The organism is Paraburkholderia ginsengisoli NBRC 100965 (assembly GCF_000739735.1).
Lineage (GTDB): Bacteria > Pseudomonadota > Gammaproteobacteria > Burkholderiales > Burkholderiaceae > Paraburkholderia > Paraburkholderia ginsengisoli.
The window spans coordinates 201159-217771 of record NZ_BBJF01000004.1; the positions used below are offsets into that span (position 1 = coordinate 201159).

Below are 16613 nucleotides of genomic sequence, written 5' to 3' on the forward strand. Positions count from 1 at the left end.
CGATACATCAGCCTGGTACAGGCACTGGCAATCGTTGGTAAAAATGATACAATTTGTACAAAATGTACTGAAGTGAGGTCGATATGCGTACCGTAACAGCCAGCGAAGCCAAGCAAACCCTGGCCAGCGTTATCGAGAGCGCGGCGCGGGAGCCGGTGATGATCCAGCGCCAGAAGCGTGATGTGGCCGTCGTGATGTCGGTGCAGGAGTACGAGCGTCTGGTACATCTGAATCGTGCCGAGTTCCAGCGGTTCTGCGATCAGGTCGGCGCGTCAGCAGCCAAAGCGGGCCTGACCGAGGACAAACTGGCGGAGCTGCTCGCCAGTGACGAGTGACCGGAAGCTGGTGCTGGACACCAATACGTTGATCAGCCGATTGCTGGTTCCCGGAGGGAATGCCGCCAGGGCCGTGGATCATGCGCTGATGTGGGGCATTCCGCTGATGTCAGAAGAAACGCTGGCGGAACTGAGTGGGGTATTGGCGCGTCCCAAGTTCGACAGGTATGTGTCGATCCAGGATCGGCAACATTTCCTCCGATTGCTGGGGGGCGTGGTGCGGATTGTTCCGGTGACGCACCGTATTGCCGCATGCCGTGACCCAAAAGACGATAAATTCCTGCATGTGGCACTGAACGGCGAGGCGGAGGTGATTGTGACGGGCGACGCGGATTTACTGGTACTGCATCCGTTTCACGGTGTCGATATCGTGAACCCGGCGACGTTTCTGGCGAGGATCTAGGCATACGGTGACCGTAGGAGTCGGATCATGGCAGCGGACAGACATCATTCGGGTATCGCGTATCGAGTAGGCCATTGGCTTGGCCATGCCTGGCGTTGGTTCGTGGTGCGAGAGCAGCATGCCGTTGATAGCCTGATTCGTATCGGAGTGCCAAAGACTGCTGCTTGGGTGATTCTCTGGATCGTGAAGCTGGCACTGCTCGGTGTCCTTCTCTATGGGGCGTTTTGGCTGGCAATACTTCTTGCCTTCGCTATCGCGGCGGCGTGGATTGCACGCAATAACGACTGGAGCAAAGATCCCGAACCCGAATGGCGGCACGGACCCACCGGCTACGGCCTATATGCGTCGAACGGATATCGTATTGATCCCCACGATCCAGAGGACGAGCAGGACTAGAGCGTGATCATTTGATCGCCTTCATTGCCACTCCTGCTCCTTTACCTCCAGCTGCTTGCGCATCCTTCGTGCCAGTCGAGAGGCCTTGGACTATCGTGCCTGCACGAATACCGACCCATCCCAAGGCTGTAACCCAAAACGCTGGCAGCACAATAAACATTGCCGCCATCACGAAATTGAGCAGCATGTCCCCGAACGTATTGTTCAGGCCCATCATCGGATTGAAGGTCTGGTGCGGCGCGCCGCTGCCGTACAACGCGTCGAGGACCGTGCTGTCGATCCAGCGCGCAAGCTGGAACCAGAAATCGACAAGGAACAGTGCGAATTCCACGCAGCTCACGATCACGACCGCCTTGAGGTCGTAGCTGCCGAAGAGCAGGACGAGCGGGATACAGATTACGAGAGCCGATTTCAGGAACGAAAGCACCATCGGCAAGGCCTGGCGTACGACATCCATCGCCGGAAAGAAACCCAATGATCCGGCCGTGAGGCCGAGATCGGAGGCCATACGGTTCGTGTCATTGAAGAAGGTCCGGTCGACCTGGCCGCCGTAGTCGGTATAAACCTGCCCCTGATTCATGACCTGCTGTTCGGGCGATACGACCGCGCGGATGACGGAGTCATCGACCTGCGTCTGCGTGAGAAATCCGGCCCATTTGCCAATGCGGCTCAACAGATCTGGATCGACCTGCGCGATCAGCCGCGTACGCAGTCCGTTACTACCGTCCGACCACCACTGGTTACAGGTCGGATAGCCGCCACCGCTCGGGACCTGGGCGAGCCCCGCGTCGCGTGTCGCGTCGTAGGGCCAGGCTGTGCGCGGTGTGCTCGAGTGATACGTGTTGTAGTAGCCGGTAGTATTGAGGAAATAGCTGGAGCCGATCCAGTTCACGTCGTTGGTCTGATCCTCGGTGAGCGTCGGCCGGTTCATGAAGAGTTTTGCGCGCGATGGCCCATAGCAGTCGTGCGTGAAGTCGGCCACTTCCTGGGCCAGCACCGGGTCGGCGATGCGCGTGCTGTCGATGTCCATGCGGATCTGCCGCAAGTCGGTACCGCACGGAATGGCCGCGACCGCGGCGCCGGTAATGGCCTTCGACAGCGCATGCATGAAGAACCACCAGACCGGAACAAGGGCGCTCTGGTTATTCAGGGTCGTGAAGGAGGTGGCCCAGCCCGTGTTCGCGGGCGCCGGTTCGTTGATCTGGCACTGAGTGGAGCGGCTCTCGTCAAACTGGATCGTCGAGAGACTCACCGGGATAAATGGCATCCCGGCAAACATGATCACGACGATCGCCACGAAGACACGGTTCTCGATGCGCATCGATGACAGCACGCCCTTGTTGCCTTCGTCGGCGCCTTCCGCGCGGGCCCGCAGCCATTCCTGCAGCACGATTGCGAAGAACGGCAGCGCGAATACGCCGCTCGCCACGAGCACGTTCCAGATGCCGTTACTGACGATCCATCCGAGGAGGGTCAGGTAATACTCAAGATAGTCCGTGGTGTAGAGCGTCATTGCGTGTCTCCCGATCAGTTCTGCCTCAGCAGCACACTCGCTTCGAGCAGTACGAGCGCCAGTACTGCGGCCAGTTCAACGCGCAGCAGGCGGCGGTGGGCTTCGGCGGACGGCTCCCGTTGCCGCAGGCGGCGACGCATCCAGCACCAGCCATAAGCCGTGCCGGCGTACAGGCCGATGCGCCACACGAGGAAATAGCCCGCGTGTGACTGTAGCCACTGGCCCCAGCTCTGGGTGTCGCCGACGATGCGGATACCGACGGCGTTGATAGCGATCGCGGCGCTTACCACCACGCCGACGCCGAGCAGTGCGCGCGCGAGCCGCCGGTTAGACAGCCACGCCAGGTGAAACCATGCGCGGCGCGTCATGGCGTGTTGCCCGAGGGCGTGGTGCCCGTGGGCTTCTGGATTGCATCGAGCCGGTCACGTGTCGTATCACCCTGATAGATACCGCGTGAGCCGGCGCTACGCGCGGTACTGCGTTCGACGATCGTCATCGGCGAATTGCCGGCCAGTTCGCGCCGCAATTCGAGTTCGGTTTTGAGATTGTTGATCTCCTGTTCCAGTGTGCCGTTTTCCTGATCGACAGCCTGCTGAGCCAGTTGATTGGCCGCCACGTTCGGTTCGTTCTTGCCCGCGAGCAGTGTGCGCTGGAGCAACAGCGCCTTCTCCAGCACGCTCGAAAGCGCGACTTCGGATGCGAGTCGCTGACCCAGCACAGCCTGATCCGGTTCGTCGCGCAGTCCCTCGATCACACCACGGGTAACCGGCAGCGCGTCGCTGCCGGCGGCTTCAAGATTGGCGGGCGTTGTGGGCTTGCTGCCGCTGATGAGATCCTGGAGCGCCTGCAGCTTCGTCTGGTACTCCTCCTGGATGAGTGGCGTCAGGCCAACGCCCGGCGTCGTCTGGGTCTTGGTGCAGTCCTCGCAGGTCTGCGCGACGCGCTCACCCAGCACACGGGTTGCCCAATCCGAGGCGGCTTGCGGCGAGGTCCAGGTCTGACACGTCAGGCTGTTGCCACAGGTGCTGCTGTTGATCGACGAGGTATCGGTGACGCCGCGCCCGTTCAGGAGGTTGTAGCCGGCTTTGGTGACGTCGCTCACGACCTTGATCGGGTTCTGCCCGGACCCGCCCGCATTGCTGCCGCCGACCCAGGGCACGCCGTTATTACCGTGGCTCGATTCGCTCTGGCTTATCGCCGCCACGGCATCCGTTGAACTGGAGCTGGAAACCGCCTGCTTGAGGGACATGCCCTCCGCCAGTTGATCCCAGCTGAGTTGGCCACCCGCGAGGTCAGCCATGTGGTTCGCGATCGCACGACAGGTCATCTTGGAGCGGTCGAAATCGAGCCGCGCCTGAAGGATGCCGTTGGTCAGCAGGTTGTACAGTCCGGGGTCGGCGCGCTGAATGATGAGGGCAGGCAGGGAGGCGACTGCCTGGGTGGCATTCTGGATCACGCTCGACATGATCGACTGGAAGCCGTTGGTGACCCCGTTGAGCTGGTTCTGCAGCGTCTGGGTCAGGCTCATGTTGCCGCAGATCAGATTGTCGTTCCAGCCAATGCCAACACCGAGGCTTTGCATGTTGCCCGCGCTGCTCATCGAAACGGCGCTGCCCCCGCCAATGGTGTAGAGCACATCGTTGCCGATCACGCTGCCGGTCGCGTGGATACCGTTGCTGTTCAGTTGCGTCTGCGTCTGCGCGCCGAGCGTGCAGCAAACAGCCATCATGCCGACGGCGATGATCAGCTTGCTGATTCCAGGACGCGTCAGGCGGGACAGATGAGAGTATTCGGGATACATCGTGTCGACTCCGCTTATTCGCGCCTATTCGTGATCCACGCTGCCAAGAAATGTCTGGCCGCGCCGCTCACAGCAGCTATACGGCCGCCACAACGCCCAGGCGTAATCGCCCTGGGTCGCCTGTACCTGCGTATCGGTGTTCGGAAAAACGGCACAGGTCTTCGACAGCGTGGGTGTCAGTTCCTGCCACTTGCCCGTGGTGGCGTCGCTTTCCATCAGTGCGCCGGCTGGCCAGTAACCGTCATGCGGATCAGCGAGAAGCGGCTGATAGACGTGAACCTGGCCACGGCGCGTGACGATGTCACCGGCGCGCTGGGCGACCACGGCACCCGTCTCGTAGTCGTGGACCTGGTGCAGGAAGCCGCCGCGAGGATAGACGTTGCCCCAGAGGTTGTCGGTGAGACGGCTGCCGATTTCCCGCCTGCCGGGTATCAGCGACTCCGGATAGACCGACTCGGGGATCGTATAGCGCCACGCGATCGTGTCCAGTGTGCTCAGCAGGTAGGGCATGAAGGGCGCCGCGGCGCCTTCGCAGGTATAGCCAGACTGACTGGCAAAGCGGCTGAAGACCGTGCCCGCGGGATGGCCGATCACGTCCGCGTTCTTGAATCGCGCGAGATTGTCTTCGTGACCCTGGTTCGTCGTGCCGTCGCCGCCGGCTTGTGCCGTGGGATTGGGCGCACTCATGACGCGCACTTCTGTCCAGGGATTGGCACCCGTGTTCGCATAACTGGAGACGACCGCATCGGGGATGTAGTGCCGGACCTTGACCGAGGTCTCGACGCTGCATCCGAATGAACTGCATTCGAGCCAGTAGCAGATCCCGACCACTTTCCAGGCAAGACAGTCAGGCGAGAGCGAGGATGCGACGATGGCGGCGGTATTAATCGCCATCGCCGAGGTAGCGACGCCAAGCATCAGGCAGGCGAGGGCCAGGCGCGGGCGGCGGGAGGCAGGGTTCACGGGTGCGTACTCCGATAGGCTTCGATGCGTGCGACGGCGTGGGTAACGTCCGGGTCGCCGTACACGACATAACGTGCATCGACGACCACGGCGGGCAGGTGGGTGATGCCGAGGCTCCACGCATCGGTTACACCCTGGTAGGCTGCGGCCATCTCCCGCTGCCAGTCCGGACTTCGCTGCATCAGGCGCTCCTGCACGATCGCGGCGGCTTGTGATGCGTCAGATGGCAATGAGGCGTTGAGGGCGGCTTCGAGGCGGGCCGGCGCATCGAGTTCGACCACACGGGTTGCCGCGTCTGCGGTGACGGGATGCTCATGGTCGGTATAGACGCGGATGTCGACCGGCGATGCGGCATGGACTGGCGGCGTACAGAGTGCGACTGCAACTGCAATACCGAGGAGTGCCGACAATGAAGGGACGCGAGTGATGGAGACCGTAGACATAGTTGGCCGTGGCGTATCGGGATACGCATAGTCGGCCTGAAGTGGGCCAGTTCGGCCATGAGAAAACGGGATGTGCTATCAACCGTGTTGTTCCGGGCGACGGCAAACGGCCCGGGCATCGTGAGAAAAAGCATGGATAACTGAAAGTTTTTTACAAAAAAATGGTGTGGCGACCATGCTGGGTGCGGATGGCCACGAATTAACCTGGCAGACTTCTGCTATAAAGCGGGCTGGACCGTTTTCAATTCACCCGTTAATAAGAGTGAGGTGTGTATATGGCAGTAAAACTGGATGGGCTGTCCCACAAGGAATTGCAGTCGCTGATTGCTCAGGCGGAGTCGAAGATTGAATCGGCACGTGCGAAACTTATCGAGGACGTCCGACAGAAAATCGATGTGTTGCTTCATGCCGAAGGTCTGCAACTCGCCGATGTGTATCTGGGTCAAGCGGGCAAAGCAGGTAAATCGGGGAAGCGGGGCAAGCGTCCTGGCGCGGGGATTCCGAAATACCGTAATCCAGCGGACCCGGCGAAAACCTGGACCGGATTCGGCAAGAGGCCGGCGTGGTTTATTGCGGCCACCAGCAAGCCGGGCATCACTGCGGACTCGTTGCTGATTAATGGGGCCTCGGTCGCCAGGCCGGCAACTGGCAAGGTGGCGCCGGCAAAGAAGGTTGCAAAAACGGTCACAAAGAAGGTCGCGACGAAGCGGGTGGCACGAAAAGCCGTGAAGTAAATGCGGACTGCCCGAGGGTGCGTCGAACGGACTGAAACACGGTCGCCGCACTTTCAGCACGAAATGAGGCGCCCGCAAACGGGCGCCGTGGATCAAAGTAATCCAGCCAGGGCGAACGAGAAAGGTTCGCCTTTGCCGGCAATGAAGTGATCCAGCACCCGAACATCGACGAGCGCGAGTACTTCCTTGAGCACAGCGGTGATGTTCCGGTCAGCCTGGCTCGGGTCGGTAACCCCCGAGGGGTGATTATGCGCAAAAATCACGGCGTAGCAGTTGTGCTCGATGGCTCGCATAAGAACGGCCCTTGGGTGGAGCGATGTGCCATCGATCGTGCCATGAATCAGGGGTTCCCATGCGATGACCCGATGATGCGCATCAAGGAACACGACCGCGAACACTTCCAGCGGCTCGCCAGCGCAGTTTGATGCGCAGATAATTGCGCGCGTCATCAAGGCTGGTTAAGCACGTCTCGCGCCTGAACAGGCGTTCTTCGAGTACATGGATGGCGTATTGAATGGCCCGGTCCTCCTGCCGATGGTTAGATAAATTAAACATCGGCGATGGACTGTCAGCCACTGAGAGAAGATCACGGTTCATAGAAACCTCCAATAAACAATTGGAGGCACCTGTCCCGACGGGGCAAGGCCCCCGTGGGACGTGGTGAGAAAGGCCTGTCGGCGCACAGGACGGGTGGGCATCCGCCATCGCGGTAAGCGAATGGCTGTTCGCGATAAGGATGCGAGGCGAACCACGGTCAGCGCAGCGGAACTGCACCGTAGCCTCGAAGACCGCGAGCTACCTGGGGATGCCGATACTGCCGGCGTGGGAAAGCGACGCGGAAATCGACGCAGTGGGTGTGCCATGGAAGCGGGTGCCATTAGCGGCGCTGCCCGGCAGTGGATGAGACGGACTGCGCACCGGAGACGGGATCCGACGGCGCATTCGCGTCTGCCGGTTTACCGGAGGCTACGAGCTGGTCGATGGCCGAGAGCAGGAGGTCACCCTGCGCTGGGCCGTGCAGCAATAGCGTCTTGCCGGAGCGATGATCGAGCACGTGCAAGCTCGGCGTCACCGCGATCCCGTCATGTTCGGCTTCCTCCACCTCAGCATGGATAACGGTATCGGGACGTGTGCTGTTCATGCACTGTTGGAGCGCTGGGGTAGAGCTGCGATAAGTCATGCCTGTCGGCACGCCCTGACCATCACCCCGGGTGTGCTGATAGATCCACGCCACCGCAGACCAGAACGCCGCCTGTCCACCGGTCTCGCCCGCGCATTCAGTCAATCGAGCCTCGCGCGTAGCCGCAGGATCGTGCATCGGCAGGGGAAGGTCGTGCCAGCGCCAGTTGACTTCGGGGTTCGCATCGATCCACTGTTTGAGCACCGGGAAATACGCCCGGCAGTACGGGCATTCCAGATCGGCATATTCCGTAACGGTGAACCGTGCGTCGGGCCGACCGTAAATCCAGGGTGGCCCGGCGGGTGTTGGGGCGACGGCGTGTCCGGGCACGTGACCGCGAGGCGGCAACCCGAGCGAGTACACGGCCAGCGCCGTGAGCACGATCGCGAGGGTGGCGAGTGGCCATGCGAGGCGCCGCGATGCACGCTGGATTACGTGCCGGATTGATTCGATCGATGCCATCTTCGTCTCCAGTCGTTAGTCGAACCGGTCCAGCGGCAGGGGCTCGATGCCGCGTGCCCGGTCGATGTTTTGCGCCACCCGGATGGCGGCATCCAGTTCGCTGCAATCGAGCTGCTGCATCAACTGATAGCGCTCGTTCTTTTCTTCGGGCTCGGTCATCGCGAGCGCGAGGTACAGGCTGGGTGGGACCACGCGAAACAGCAGTTCCATCGAGCGCGAGAGAATCACGCCCTCGGTGAACTTGCCCGCTTCCTTGCGCGCCGAGAGCATCAACGCTTTTTGCGACGGGTTCAGTTCACGAAAGCGCGCGATTTTTTCAACCTCGTCGGGCGGCATCGACAGACAGATCCACCATTCGATCATGTTGAGCATCGGCTCGGCCGACTTCGGCAGGTCATCGATGTTCTGCGTGGCGAGCCAGAACCACGCGCCGAGCTTGCGCCACATTTTCGTGATCTTGACCACGTACGGGGCGAGCAGCGCGTTCTTTGTGATGATGTGACCTTCATCGGTCACGTTGATGATCGGCCGGCCAAGGAACTGATCGCGCTCGGCGATATTGTTGACCGTGTTGATCAGCGAGATGTAGGCGATCGAGAGCTGCGCGCTGTAGCCCTCGCGCGCGAAGGTCGCCAGATCCACGATCGTGATATCGGCTTCGGGCCAGGGGGTGCCAGCCCGATTGAACATCTGGCCGTCGACACCCTGGCAAAACATATCCATGGCGTCCGCCATCTCCAGCAGGCGGGCGCGGCGAAGCTCAGGCAGGTGTGGATCGTGGCCGCGTTCGCGCAGTGCGTCGCGTACGTCCTGGGTGAGCACTGTCCGCTTTTCGGCGACGCCGCGGTGCGCCGCGTCCAGAATGCACTGGCGAACAAGACTGCGATCAGCACGCGTCATGCGTGCCTCTTCCTTGTCTTCGCCGCCCGTGATCATGAGCCGCGCCGTGATTTCCAGCTCGCCCAGCACATCCCGCTGTTCGTCGCCGTCGCTCGCCTCCCGCGCCGTCTCGTCCAGATCATCGACGTCGAGCGTCTGGACCTGCGTCGGGGTGTCGACCAGGCGCCAGGCGTCGGCAAATGGTGCAAGACTTACATTCGCGCCCGGTGCGAGTTTGACCCGGTGGACCGTCAAACCCAGCCGTTGCGCGAAGTCACCGAACAGGCCGAACGAATTGCCTGCCTCGACGATGAACAGGCGCGGCCGGTAGATTGCGGTGACCTGGTTGAGGATGTTGTTCAAGGTCGCCGATTTGCCCGACCCGGTTGGCCCGAACAGAAACAGATGGGCGTTCATCTGCCGGTCGAGACGGTTGAGCGGATCGAACGTGATCGTGCCGCCGCCGCGGTTAAAGACCGTGATGCCGGGGTGTCCCGTGCCCTGGCTGCGTCCCCACACCGGCGAGAGATTCGCGACATGCTGCGCGAACATCAACTGGGTGTACCACTGGCGTTTATCCTTCGCCGGGTCGTAGACACACGGAAGCCAGCGCAGGTAGCTGTTGAGCGGTCCGACTTCATCGTCTTCGCGCACCGGTTGCAGCCCGGCGTTGAGCATCACGTTGGCCAGTTGCAGGCAGCGCCCATCCAGTTCATCCAGATCGCGTCCGCGCAGATAGAAGGCCATCGCACCGCGGTAGAGCTTGTGCGATCGCCCGATGATCGCGCGAGCCTCCTGCACGTCCTGACGGGTCTGTTCAGACGCGAGGGTTTCGCCGACCGATTTGCGGCTCAGATGATTCAGATGGGCTTCCAGCGTGTCCTGCGGGGTCACCGTGATCGTCATGCACATCACGGTGTCTTCGGGCATCTGGTCAAAGAGCGCATTGACGGCGTCGCCCCCTTTGCGGGTCTCGCCCGTCAGGTGCCCGGTGGTGGGCGGCATGCGTAACCGGTCGAGGACGATCACGCGATGCGGCATGCCATCGAAGCACCACACGCCATTGTCCGGATCGGAACGCGGTTGGCCGAAGAACAGGCGCTGGGTGAAATCCGTGCCGCTCGCGAGTTCCAGTTCGCCTTCCTCTGCCTCCTCGGGGTAGGCTGCCGCGCGATAGAACCGTTCGCGATCCTCGGCCGACGTGCCCAATAGCGAGGGATCAGGATTGAACCAGCGCAGGAGCCAGTCGTGAATGTCGGCGGCACCCAGCCGTCGTGCTTTAACTCCGGCATTGGCAAGGCCACCCAGCAGCCGGTCGCAGACGGTGTTCAGTGCCTGCTCGGGGTTTTGACCACGGCGCGATGGCTGACCCGCCGTGCGCCGGTAGACCACCATGCGAACGCGCCGCATCTGGCCACGCCACGGCAGTTGTGTGACGGTGCTGTCCTCGAAGAGTCCTCCAGGCTTTGCAATCGCGCGCAGATGGTGCTGGAAAAAGCGCAGGTAGAACTCTGTGAAAGCGCTATCCCGGGCACGCGGCTGAACATAGCCACGCAGCGTATGGAGATAGGTCTCCCAGTCCGTCTCGTCCTGCGCGTACAGTTGAACGACCCACGGCCGCTCTTCCAGCTCGTCGAAACTGTCCTGCAGCGCGTTCTCCAGGGCGTCGCGCACCTGCGACAGCCACTGGGGTTCGCGTCCCTCGGTGCCGACCGGCATCAGCTCGAAGAAGGCTGCCACCGATTCGGCATTGTCCAGCAGGAGGCTCCTTGAGGACGGCAGGTATTCCACCCACGGCAACTGATCGACGAACGACGGCGCGACATCGTAGAGAGCCTGTTCGTCAGCGAGCGTTGCCGGTACGTGCCGGGTGGTTGGGCGCACGCCCGGCTCAGGCAACCCATGCGCCCGGAGCTTTGCCACGTAGCGTTCCCAGGCGTCAACCGGCCCGGGTTTGTCCGGCGCGGTGAGCGTACGCTGTTTGTGTCGACGAACCAGGTCGAGCAGGGCGCGGCGCATCAATATGCCTCGGTCCGCTCGCCGGGCATCGCGTATTGCACGCGCTGGTACAACGGAAACACCGTGGTATAGCCCGGAACTGGCACGGGATCGGTGCCGGCCAGATGGGGAAACACGTACATCACCATGTCGGGGTTCGGCAGGCGATGAAACTGCTGGTAGATCTCGTTCTGCGCGGTGCGGGTGTAGGCCGCGTTGGTGGCGCTGACTGAACCGGAGTCGGACGCCGTCAGGGGGCGTCGCAGCGCTTGCCGCGCATCGAGCAACTGCCGGGCAGCCTGGTCGCCTGCGGCACTGCCGCCGGTCTGCTGGTTCCAGACATCGAGCATGGTGGCATCGCCATGCGGCAGCAGCTTCTCCTTGCTGCTCGCGCAGCCGCCCAGCATGAGCAGGACGGTCAGCGCGAGCAGCGTCGCGGGCAAGGCGTTAATCCAGTTCCGATGCATGACTGTCTCCGAGGCGATAATTGATGCGGCGGCCTTTGGGCGCGTAGTCGATGTTCAGCGCCCGGTCGATATGCACCGCGATCCTGGCACCAGGCGGTACGTAGATGGCGGCGAAGGCCTGGCCGTAGAGCTTGTTGACCCATTGCGACATCTGTTCCACGCCGCCCGCGAGGATGCGACCCATTGCCTCGTTACCCGAAATGCCCACGGTGCCCAGCGAGCCATTGCTGTTGCTCATATAGGAGACGCTGCCGTTGTCCGATTTGATCAGCGACGCGGCGCCTGCGCCCGCAGCGGTGATGAGTGCCTGGGAGCCCAGGTACTGCGTCGCGTTGCTGCGCTGCTCGCCGCTCACGCAGGGCACCCCGTAGGGATCGCTGATCCAGCCCAAGCCACCCTGGATCGGGCCGTTGCCCGTTTTTGTCGTGTTGTCGGTGCTGCTGTTCTGCTCGCCGGCGTTCTCCGGTACGGTGCGCACGGTGCCGTCCCTGAAAACGAACGTGACCGAGCGGATCTGGCCGCGCACGCATGAGAGCGTCCAGTCGCCCGAGGCGGTGCCGCTGACCACGGCGCCGGCGACGTCCGGAAGATCGATGCCGTTCGCCGTGAGGTTGTCCGGCCCGATCAGTACCTTGAAGGGATACGGATCGTTGACCGTGCCATCGATGGGTACACGCCCAATGAGGGCGGTCATCGCGACCGAGCCGATCAGGGTCGCGTTCGCAGGAATGGTGTAGACCGGGGTGAGATCGGTCCCGGTGTCCTCGCCGGTGTCGTGATCGTGATGGCGGACGGTTTCGCCCGGCTGATCAAGAGAGGTCTGAGCGGGACCAAAACTCGTGGGGAAGACAGCGCTGCTTCCTGATGACGATGTGCCGGATGCGGTGTGCTGCCTGTCCGATGGTTTGGTGTCCTGTGGATCGATCCACGTCAGGCTGTCACCCGCGAAGTTTTTACCATCGCCATCCTGCAGTCCGAGGCCTACCGGCAGATCGGATGACGTTGTCCTGTTGCCTAGGCCATCGAGCCGGTGTTGCATATCCTGCAGCAGACTCTGGGTCTGCTGTTTGTCGCTGGCGGCCTGTTCACTGTCCTGTTTCAGGCGATCGTGTTCGCCGTTCAGCGCGCTCTGCACGCGCTGGTCGATGTCGCTTTCGCGCTGATGCAGCCGCTCGTTCTCGGCTTTCTGATCCTTGTTGTCGGTCAGTGCGGTTTGCAGCTCGCCGCGCAACTGCTTGACCTGGCCGACCAGTGTCGCGACAGTATCGCGCGGTGTATCGCCTTCGATACCCAGCGCTTTCATCTCGTCCGGCGTGAGCTGATTACTGTTGGTGGTTTTGGCTGCCGTACTCGCTGCGTGCCCCGAAAACAGCTTGATGCCCACAAAAATCACCAGCAGCGCCACGGGCAGCATCAGCCACTTCAGCAGGCCATTACTTTTCATGACCGCCTCCGTGCACGGGCCCGGCAGCACCTGCAGCAGCCGGCATGTTGATCGTGGCGTCGATGGCACTGATCGATGGCAACAGCGCATCGGCTGCGCCATGATCGCGGGTGACGAGATACAGCACGCTGGTATCGGTGGACTGGCCGGCCGGTCCCAGCGTGGGATGCTGGAAGGTGGCGGCCACGAAATCGCCTTGCAGTGCGCGTGGATCGAGCGTCAACCAGTTCGATGTTGTGTTGGTGAGGCGAATTGCCGTGACCCAGTCGTCGTCCAGCCGCCATGCGGCTAACGCGGTTGACCGGACAGGTAGCGTGGGCAGCAGGGTGTCCAGTGGCAGACCACGCCGCAGGTTGACGCGCGTGATGCCGTGGACCGGTTCGACCGTGCGCAGGGGAGCGTAAAGACTTTGCGCCGCGTAGCGGGTCAATACGACTGGAATCGGTGTTTCTGGTGCGACCTGCGTGGAGGCAGACGTCGGCCGATCTGCGTCGGTGCGACCATCCTCGCCGTACTGTTTCGCCACCGCCGCATCCTCGACAATGCGCACGGGCTCCAGCGGTTCCTGATCGGGTTTGGCGGATTCTGCCGCGATGTCGAGCAGGATCAGTGCGCCGGTATCGGCGTCCTGCAGTTGCAGCCGCGTGGGTTCGATCGGAGCACTGGGGCGCAGATAGACGGCACCGCCCGCGCTTTGTACCCGCAAATGATCGGCAAGCGAGGGAGGAACGCCCACACGCACGTTGTGATCCACGAAGATCACGCGCTCCTGGCCGACCACCAGCGGTACGGCAAGCGGCATGCGTTGCCAATGCAGGATTTCGACGGCGTGACTGCTGGACGCGAGGCCGAGCCCAAGGACGGCGCCTGTCAGAACAGACAGGGCAGGGTGTTTCATGGCAAACCTCCCGGGGTGCTGGCCGCTGTACTGGCAGCGGGCGCGGAGGCCGCTGCCGGTGGCGGCGTGGCAATGCGCTGCGGCGGTCCGGCGTAGCAGTCGAGCGCGAGACCAAACGGATTTTTTTCCGGGTCGACGTCATCGCGTACGACCTTGAGGGTGTAGCGCACCAGTGCGCGTTTGACGTGCTCGGCGCTGTAGTACTCGTCGGCGGTCACATCGAGCGTGACGACCCAGTCATGGTCGGACAGCTCCTTGACGCGTAATGTGGGATCATCGCCGTAGCCGCGCCCGGGGATCTCATAAATACCGCGCACGCGCTGACGCAGCTCGCCGCTATCACGTCGGAACGCGAAATCCTGTTGCAGCGTGTTCTGGCAGGCCGGTGTCAGATACGGCGACAGCGAGCGGATGTTGCGGGCGTAGTCTTCTTCACCGTTGGTCGGCCAGCGGTTCAATTGCTGGAAGATGTAGAACGCGAACGTGTAGACCGATTCGGGCGGGACTTCCCACCACTTGCGCACGCTGCCCGAGCGCAGATCGGGCGGGACATGAATGGTGAGATTCTTGGGGGCGCTCCACCAGCCGACGCCCAACGCCAGCGCCAGCACGAAGAGTGCGGTGGCGCCCAGGCGCAGCGTGCGGACATGGGCCTGCAGGTGCGCGACTTCGTTCCTGAAGCGGCTCATGACCGACCCCGACGGGTGGTCATGAGAATTGTCCTGCGGGTGGTCCAGTAGCCGGCGCGGGTGATCAGATCGCGGCCACCCAGGACAGCAGACAGCCGGGGCGCGCTGCACCGCAGCCACCATTGCACGTGCCGATAGAGCCACGTATCGGGACGCCCCCGCTTGCGCCGCCGCAGTACGCCGCCGCCAATGAACACACCGGCAGCGACACCGACCACGATGAGCGTGGGCGCCACCGCGAGGCTGCGGGTCAACCAGGCCAACGGGATGCCGAGCAGCAGGCTGGCGCAGGCCGATAACCCCACGGTGACCCAGAGCTCGTCGGCCGTCAGTCCGCGTACGATAACCGGCTGACGGTTCAGGCGATGGGGCAGGAAGGTCACCGTGCCGTTGTCGAGCGGATCGGTCGCGCCTGACATGTGTGCCACCTCACAGGATGCCGGTGGCCGTCGTGAGCAGCCAGACCCCGATGACCAGTAGCACCGCGCCGACGGCGACCGTCAGACCAAATTGGCCCCAGGTCTTGCGGCCCGTATGAATTTCGGAATACGCCGTGTAGGCGTGGTAACAGACCCCGATGAACATCGCAGCGACTACCAGCAACGCGACCAGCATGACCATGTCGTAGCCATAGTTCTGGATCGTTTGCAGGATGCCGGTGCCCGTCCCCCGCGTGGGAGCCTCGATGGTGGGCAATGCGGCGTGGGCTGTCAGTGGCAGCCCGACGATGACTCCCGGGAAAAATAGCTGCAAGGTCAGCCGACCAAAGCGCGGAGGGTGATTCATGGTGATGGTGTCCTGGTTACGACAACAGAAGGAACGTCAGCACGACGTACATCGCAGCGAAGCGCGCTGCGACGGTCACGAACTGGCGCTGGCTGATTCGGTGTTCGGCCCAGCCGACGTACGCGGTACGCATGGCCCATACGCCCCAGAGAAGGAGCACGACGAACACGCTGCCCAGGAGCAGGGTGGCGCAGTCGGTTGGCGCGAAGCCGCCGTTGGCCTGAAAGGCGGTCATCTGGTTCGCGTTCATTGCGTATTCCCGTCGCCCGATCGCTCGTCGCGGTAGGTGCAGACGAGGTCGACTGGGTCGCGAGGCTGGGCTCGCGCCGGGGTGAGGTAGTCATGGATTCCCGTGCGAACGCGTCTCATGTCGTTACGCAAGCGGGCGTAGTCGAAGTGATAGCGGGCGTTGCTTTCCGAGGCCACCGCGGCGGCCTGGTCGGCCAGGCGATCCGCGAGATCGAGCTGGCGAACGAGCAGGGCCAGTTGCGCGTGTTCGGACGCGCCATCGGCGGCGGCCACCAGGTGAGGGCACGCAAATGGTGTCAGGAGCAGCAGGCCTTGCAGTGCAAGGTGAGCGATCGATGATCTGCGCATCAGGCTCATCACATCGTTCCAGGGTGGTTGGAGTGATGTGATCGTGAGACGAGATATTCGGCGGCGCTGCGAACAATAGGAAACGGCGTGCTACCGTGTTCTCGATAACTCGGCGGCTATCCGGGTCGGCTGCGCGACCCCTCTTCAACTAAGGGAGCTATTCACAGCGAAGTCCAGGATAGCCGTACGGCCTGCAATGCTCCCGCGCAGATGGTCGAGCCGTCAGAGGCGCAACGGCAGGTGTCGGCGTCGTGCAGTCGCGCGTACTGTCACTCACGGACAACAAGTCGGCCTTTGCGGACTTTGGGCCGGGCTGGGTTCTGCGTCCGCAAATGCGGCGGATTCCTGAGGGCGTCGGCGCCGTGCGGCAGACGGCAGCTTTCAGTTTCGGGGAATTTACACGTTCCACCACTCTCCGCCACATGATGCCGATGACGGTCTCAATGGGTTCAAAGTAAAGATCACAGCGCAAGCTAAGACCATTTTGATGTTTTGACCGTCGGCAGTGACTCACCGCCTGAGCGGTAGCTCCTTATCCAAAGCGTAGAATTAGGTCAATTTGGCGTCCTTGTCGCCGCCTAGCCTGCCATGCCTTCGATAAATTCTCCAAGACTGTCGACGATTT

Annotated in this window: 19 protein-coding genes and 1 pseudogene; 4 read left to right on the forward strand and 16 right to left on the reverse strand. The window is 62.3% G+C overall.

The annotated features are described in order from the left end of the window. The first annotated feature begins 83 nt into the window (after positions 1–83). From BGI01S_RS04975 to BGI01S_RS04985, 3 genes are read left to right on the forward strand one after another with little or no spacing between them, the layout of a single operon-like run. Positions 84–335 carry a type II toxin-antitoxin system Phd/YefM family antitoxin gene (locus BGI01S_RS04975; RefSeq protein WP_042322932.1) on the forward strand — a complete coding sequence of 84 codons (252 nt, stop codon included), beginning with the start codon at positions 84–86 and terminating at the stop codon, positions 333–335. A gap of 10 nt (positions 336–345) precedes the next feature. Beyond that, entirely contained in the window at positions 346–738 is a 393-nt protein-coding gene (locus BGI01S_RS04980) for a putative toxin-antitoxin system toxin component, PIN family (protein ID WP_232624346.1), read from the forward strand. Positions 739–765: 27 nt separating this feature from the next. Continuing rightward, positions 766–1134 (forward strand): DUF3742 family protein, encoded by a 369-nt coding sequence (locus BGI01S_RS04985; RefSeq protein WP_042322937.1) that lies wholly within the window; start codon positions 766–768, stop codon positions 1132–1134. Between the two features lie 7 nt (positions 1135–1141). Here BGI01S_RS04985 and BGI01S_RS04990 read toward each other — a convergent pair whose 3' ends face one another. From BGI01S_RS04990 to BGI01S_RS05010, 5 genes are all read right to left on the reverse strand, one after another. Then, on the reverse strand, positions 1142–2647 hold the full coding sequence (locus BGI01S_RS04990; RefSeq protein WP_042322939.1) for a conjugal transfer protein TraG N-terminal domain-containing protein: 1506 nt from the start codon (positions 2645–2647) through the stop codon (positions 1142–1144). Positions 2648–2661: 14 nt separating this feature from the next. Continuing rightward, positions 2662–3015, reverse strand: a complete 354-nt coding sequence (locus BGI01S_RS04995) for a hypothetical protein (protein ID WP_042322941.1) — start codon at positions 3013–3015, stop codon at positions 2662–2664. Beyond that, complete coding sequence (locus tag BGI01S_RS05000; protein WP_408638610.1) at positions 3012–4373, reverse strand: integrating conjugative element protein; 1362 nt, start codon at positions 4371–4373, stop codon at positions 3012–3014. The genes BGI01S_RS04995 and BGI01S_RS05000 overlap by 4 nt, the downstream gene beginning before the upstream one ends. Positions 4374–4472: 99 nt before the next feature. Next, complete coding sequence (locus BGI01S_RS05005; RefSeq protein WP_042322946.1) at positions 4473–5366, reverse strand: TIGR03756 family integrating conjugative element protein; 894 nt, start codon at positions 5364–5366, stop codon at positions 4473–4475. 41 nt (positions 5367–5407) lie between these two features. Next, the gene (locus BGI01S_RS05010; protein ID WP_042322949.1) at positions 5408–5854 is read right to left on the reverse strand and encodes a TIGR03757 family integrating conjugative element protein; all 447 of its coding nucleotides are present in this window, start codon (positions 5852–5854) and stop codon (positions 5408–5410) included. 275 nt (positions 5855–6129) lie between these two features. Here BGI01S_RS05010 and BGI01S_RS05015 point away from each other — a divergent pair, with 275 nt between their 5' ends. Then, complete coding sequence (locus BGI01S_RS05015) at positions 6130–6588, forward strand: H-NS histone family protein (RefSeq protein WP_042322951.1); 459 nt, start codon at positions 6130–6132, stop codon at positions 6586–6588. A gap of 92 nt (positions 6589–6680) precedes the next feature. Here BGI01S_RS05015 and BGI01S_RS05020 read toward each other — a convergent pair. From BGI01S_RS05020 to BGI01S_RS05070, 11 genes and pseudogenes are all read right to left on the reverse strand, one after another. After that, positions 6681–7185, reverse strand: a pseudogene (locus BGI01S_RS05020) (JAB domain-containing protein). Positions 7186–7465: 280 nt separating this feature from the next. Beyond that, positions 7466–8230, reverse strand: a complete 765-nt coding sequence (locus BGI01S_RS05025; RefSeq protein WP_052400416.1) for a DsbA family protein — start codon at positions 8228–8230, stop codon at positions 7466–7468. A gap of 15 nt (positions 8231–8245) precedes the next feature. Beyond that, positions 8246–11128 (reverse strand): conjugative transfer ATPase, encoded by a 2883-nt coding sequence (locus BGI01S_RS05030; protein ID WP_084585272.1) that lies wholly within the window; start codon positions 11126–11128, stop codon positions 8246–8248. Next, the gene (locus BGI01S_RS05035) at positions 11128–11574 is read right to left on the reverse strand and encodes a TIGR03751 family conjugal transfer lipoprotein (protein WP_042322952.1); all 447 of its coding nucleotides are present in this window, start codon (positions 11572–11574) and stop codon (positions 11128–11130) included. The genes BGI01S_RS05030 and BGI01S_RS05035 overlap by 1 nt, the downstream gene beginning before the upstream one ends. Next, positions 11555–13018, reverse strand: a complete 1464-nt coding sequence (locus tag BGI01S_RS05040) for a TIGR03752 family integrating conjugative element protein (RefSeq protein ID WP_042322954.1) — start codon at positions 13016–13018, stop codon at positions 11555–11557. The genes BGI01S_RS05035 and BGI01S_RS05040 overlap by 20 nt, the downstream gene beginning before the upstream one ends. Further along, positions 13008–13916, reverse strand: a complete 909-nt coding sequence (locus tag BGI01S_RS05045) for a TIGR03749 family integrating conjugative element protein (protein WP_042322956.1) — start codon at positions 13914–13916, stop codon at positions 13008–13010. Before BGI01S_RS05045 ends, BGI01S_RS05040 begins: the two co-directional genes overlap by 11 nt. Then, entirely contained in the window at positions 13913–14605 is a 693-nt protein-coding gene (locus BGI01S_RS05050) for a PFL_4703 family integrating conjugative element protein (RefSeq protein ID WP_042322957.1), read from the reverse strand. The genes BGI01S_RS05045 and BGI01S_RS05050 overlap by 4 nt, the downstream gene beginning before the upstream one ends. After that, a complete protein-coding gene (locus BGI01S_RS05055; protein WP_042322959.1) occupies positions 14602–15024 on the reverse strand; it encodes a TIGR03750 family conjugal transfer protein in 423 nt (140 codons plus the stop codon). Before BGI01S_RS05055 ends, BGI01S_RS05050 begins: the two co-directional genes overlap by 4 nt. A 10-nt stretch (positions 15025–15034) precedes the next feature. After that, positions 15035–15391: a TIGR03745 family integrating conjugative element membrane protein gene (locus BGI01S_RS05060; protein ID WP_042322960.1), complete on the reverse strand. Its 357-nt coding sequence runs from the start codon at positions 15389–15391 to the stop codon at positions 15035–15037. 16 nt (positions 15392–15407) lie between these two features. Next, on the reverse strand, positions 15408–15641 hold the full coding sequence (locus BGI01S_RS05065) for a TIGR03758 family integrating conjugative element protein (RefSeq protein ID WP_042322961.1): 234 nt from the start codon (positions 15639–15641) through the stop codon (positions 15408–15410). Beyond that, a complete protein-coding gene (locus BGI01S_RS05070) occupies positions 15638–15997 on the reverse strand; it encodes an integrative conjugative element protein, RAQPRD family (protein ID WP_042322962.1) in 360 nt (119 codons plus the stop codon). The genes BGI01S_RS05065 and BGI01S_RS05070 overlap by 4 nt, the downstream gene beginning before the upstream one ends. Positions 15998–16613: the final 616 nt, after the last annotated feature.

Excerpts from the sequence above, each read along its gene's own strand:
- BGI01S_RS05015 (WP_042322951.1), top strand. The coding sequence starts at position 6,130 with ATGGCAGTAAAACTGGATGGGCTGTCCCACAAGGAATTGCAGTCGCTG.
- BGI01S_RS04995 (WP_042322941.1), bottom strand. The coding sequence starts at position 3,015 with ATGACGCGCCGCGCATGGTTTCACCTGGCGTGGCTGTCTAACCGGCGG.
- BGI01S_RS05065 (WP_042322961.1), bottom strand. The coding sequence starts at position 15,641 with ATGAACGCGAACCAGATGACCGCCTTTCAGGCCAACGGCGGCTTCGCG.
- BGI01S_RS05010 (WP_042322949.1), bottom strand. The coding sequence starts at position 5,854 with ATGTCTACGGTCTCCATCACTCGCGTCCCTTCATTGTCGGCACTCCTC.
- BGI01S_RS05035 (WP_042322952.1), bottom strand. The coding sequence starts at position 11,574 with ATGCATCGGAACTGGATTAACGCCTTGCCCGCGACGCTGCTCGCGCTG.
- BGI01S_RS05025 (WP_052400416.1), bottom strand. The coding sequence starts at position 8,230 with ATGGCATCGATCGAATCAATCCGGCACGTAATCCAGCGTGCATCGCGG.
- BGI01S_RS05060 (WP_042322960.1), bottom strand. The coding sequence starts at position 15,391 with ATGAATCACCCTCCGCGCTTTGGTCGGCTGACCTTGCAGCTATTTTTC.
- BGI01S_RS04990 (WP_042322939.1), bottom strand. The coding sequence starts at position 2,647 with ATGACGCTCTACACCACGGACTATCTTGAGTATTACCTGACCCTCCTC.
- BGI01S_RS04985 (WP_042322937.1), top strand. The coding sequence starts at position 766 with ATGGCAGCGGACAGACATCATTCGGGTATCGCGTATCGAGTAGGCCAT.
- BGI01S_RS05000 (WP_408638610.1), bottom strand. The coding sequence starts at position 4,373 with ATGGCTGTTTGCTGCACGCTCGGCGCGCAGACGCAGACGCAACTGAAC.
- BGI01S_RS05030 (WP_084585272.1), bottom strand. The coding sequence starts at position 11,128 with ATGCGCCGCGCCCTGCTCGACCTGGTTCGTCGACACAAACAGCGTACG.
- BGI01S_RS04975 (WP_042322932.1), top strand. The coding sequence starts at position 84 with ATGCGTACCGTAACAGCCAGCGAAGCCAAGCAAACCCTGGCCAGCGTT.
- BGI01S_RS05050 (WP_042322957.1), bottom strand. The coding sequence starts at position 14,605 with ATGAGCCGCTTCAGGAACGAAGTCGCGCACCTGCAGGCCCATGTCCGC.
- BGI01S_RS05005 (WP_042322946.1), bottom strand. The coding sequence starts at position 5,366 with ATGCTTGGCGTCGCTACCTCGGCGATGGCGATTAATACCGCCGCCATC.
- BGI01S_RS05055 (WP_042322959.1), bottom strand. The coding sequence starts at position 15,024 with ATGTCAGGCGCGACCGATCCGCTCGACAACGGCACGGTGACCTTCCTG.
- BGI01S_RS05040 (WP_042322954.1), bottom strand. The coding sequence starts at position 13,018 with ATGAAAAGTAATGGCCTGCTGAAGTGGCTGATGCTGCCCGTGGCGCTG.
- BGI01S_RS05070 (WP_042322962.1), bottom strand. The coding sequence starts at position 15,997 with ATGAGCCTGATGCGCAGATCATCGATCGCTCACCTTGCACTGCAAGGC.
- BGI01S_RS05045 (WP_042322956.1), bottom strand. The coding sequence starts at position 13,916 with ATGAAACACCCTGCCCTGTCTGTTCTGACAGGCGCCGTCCTTGGGCTC.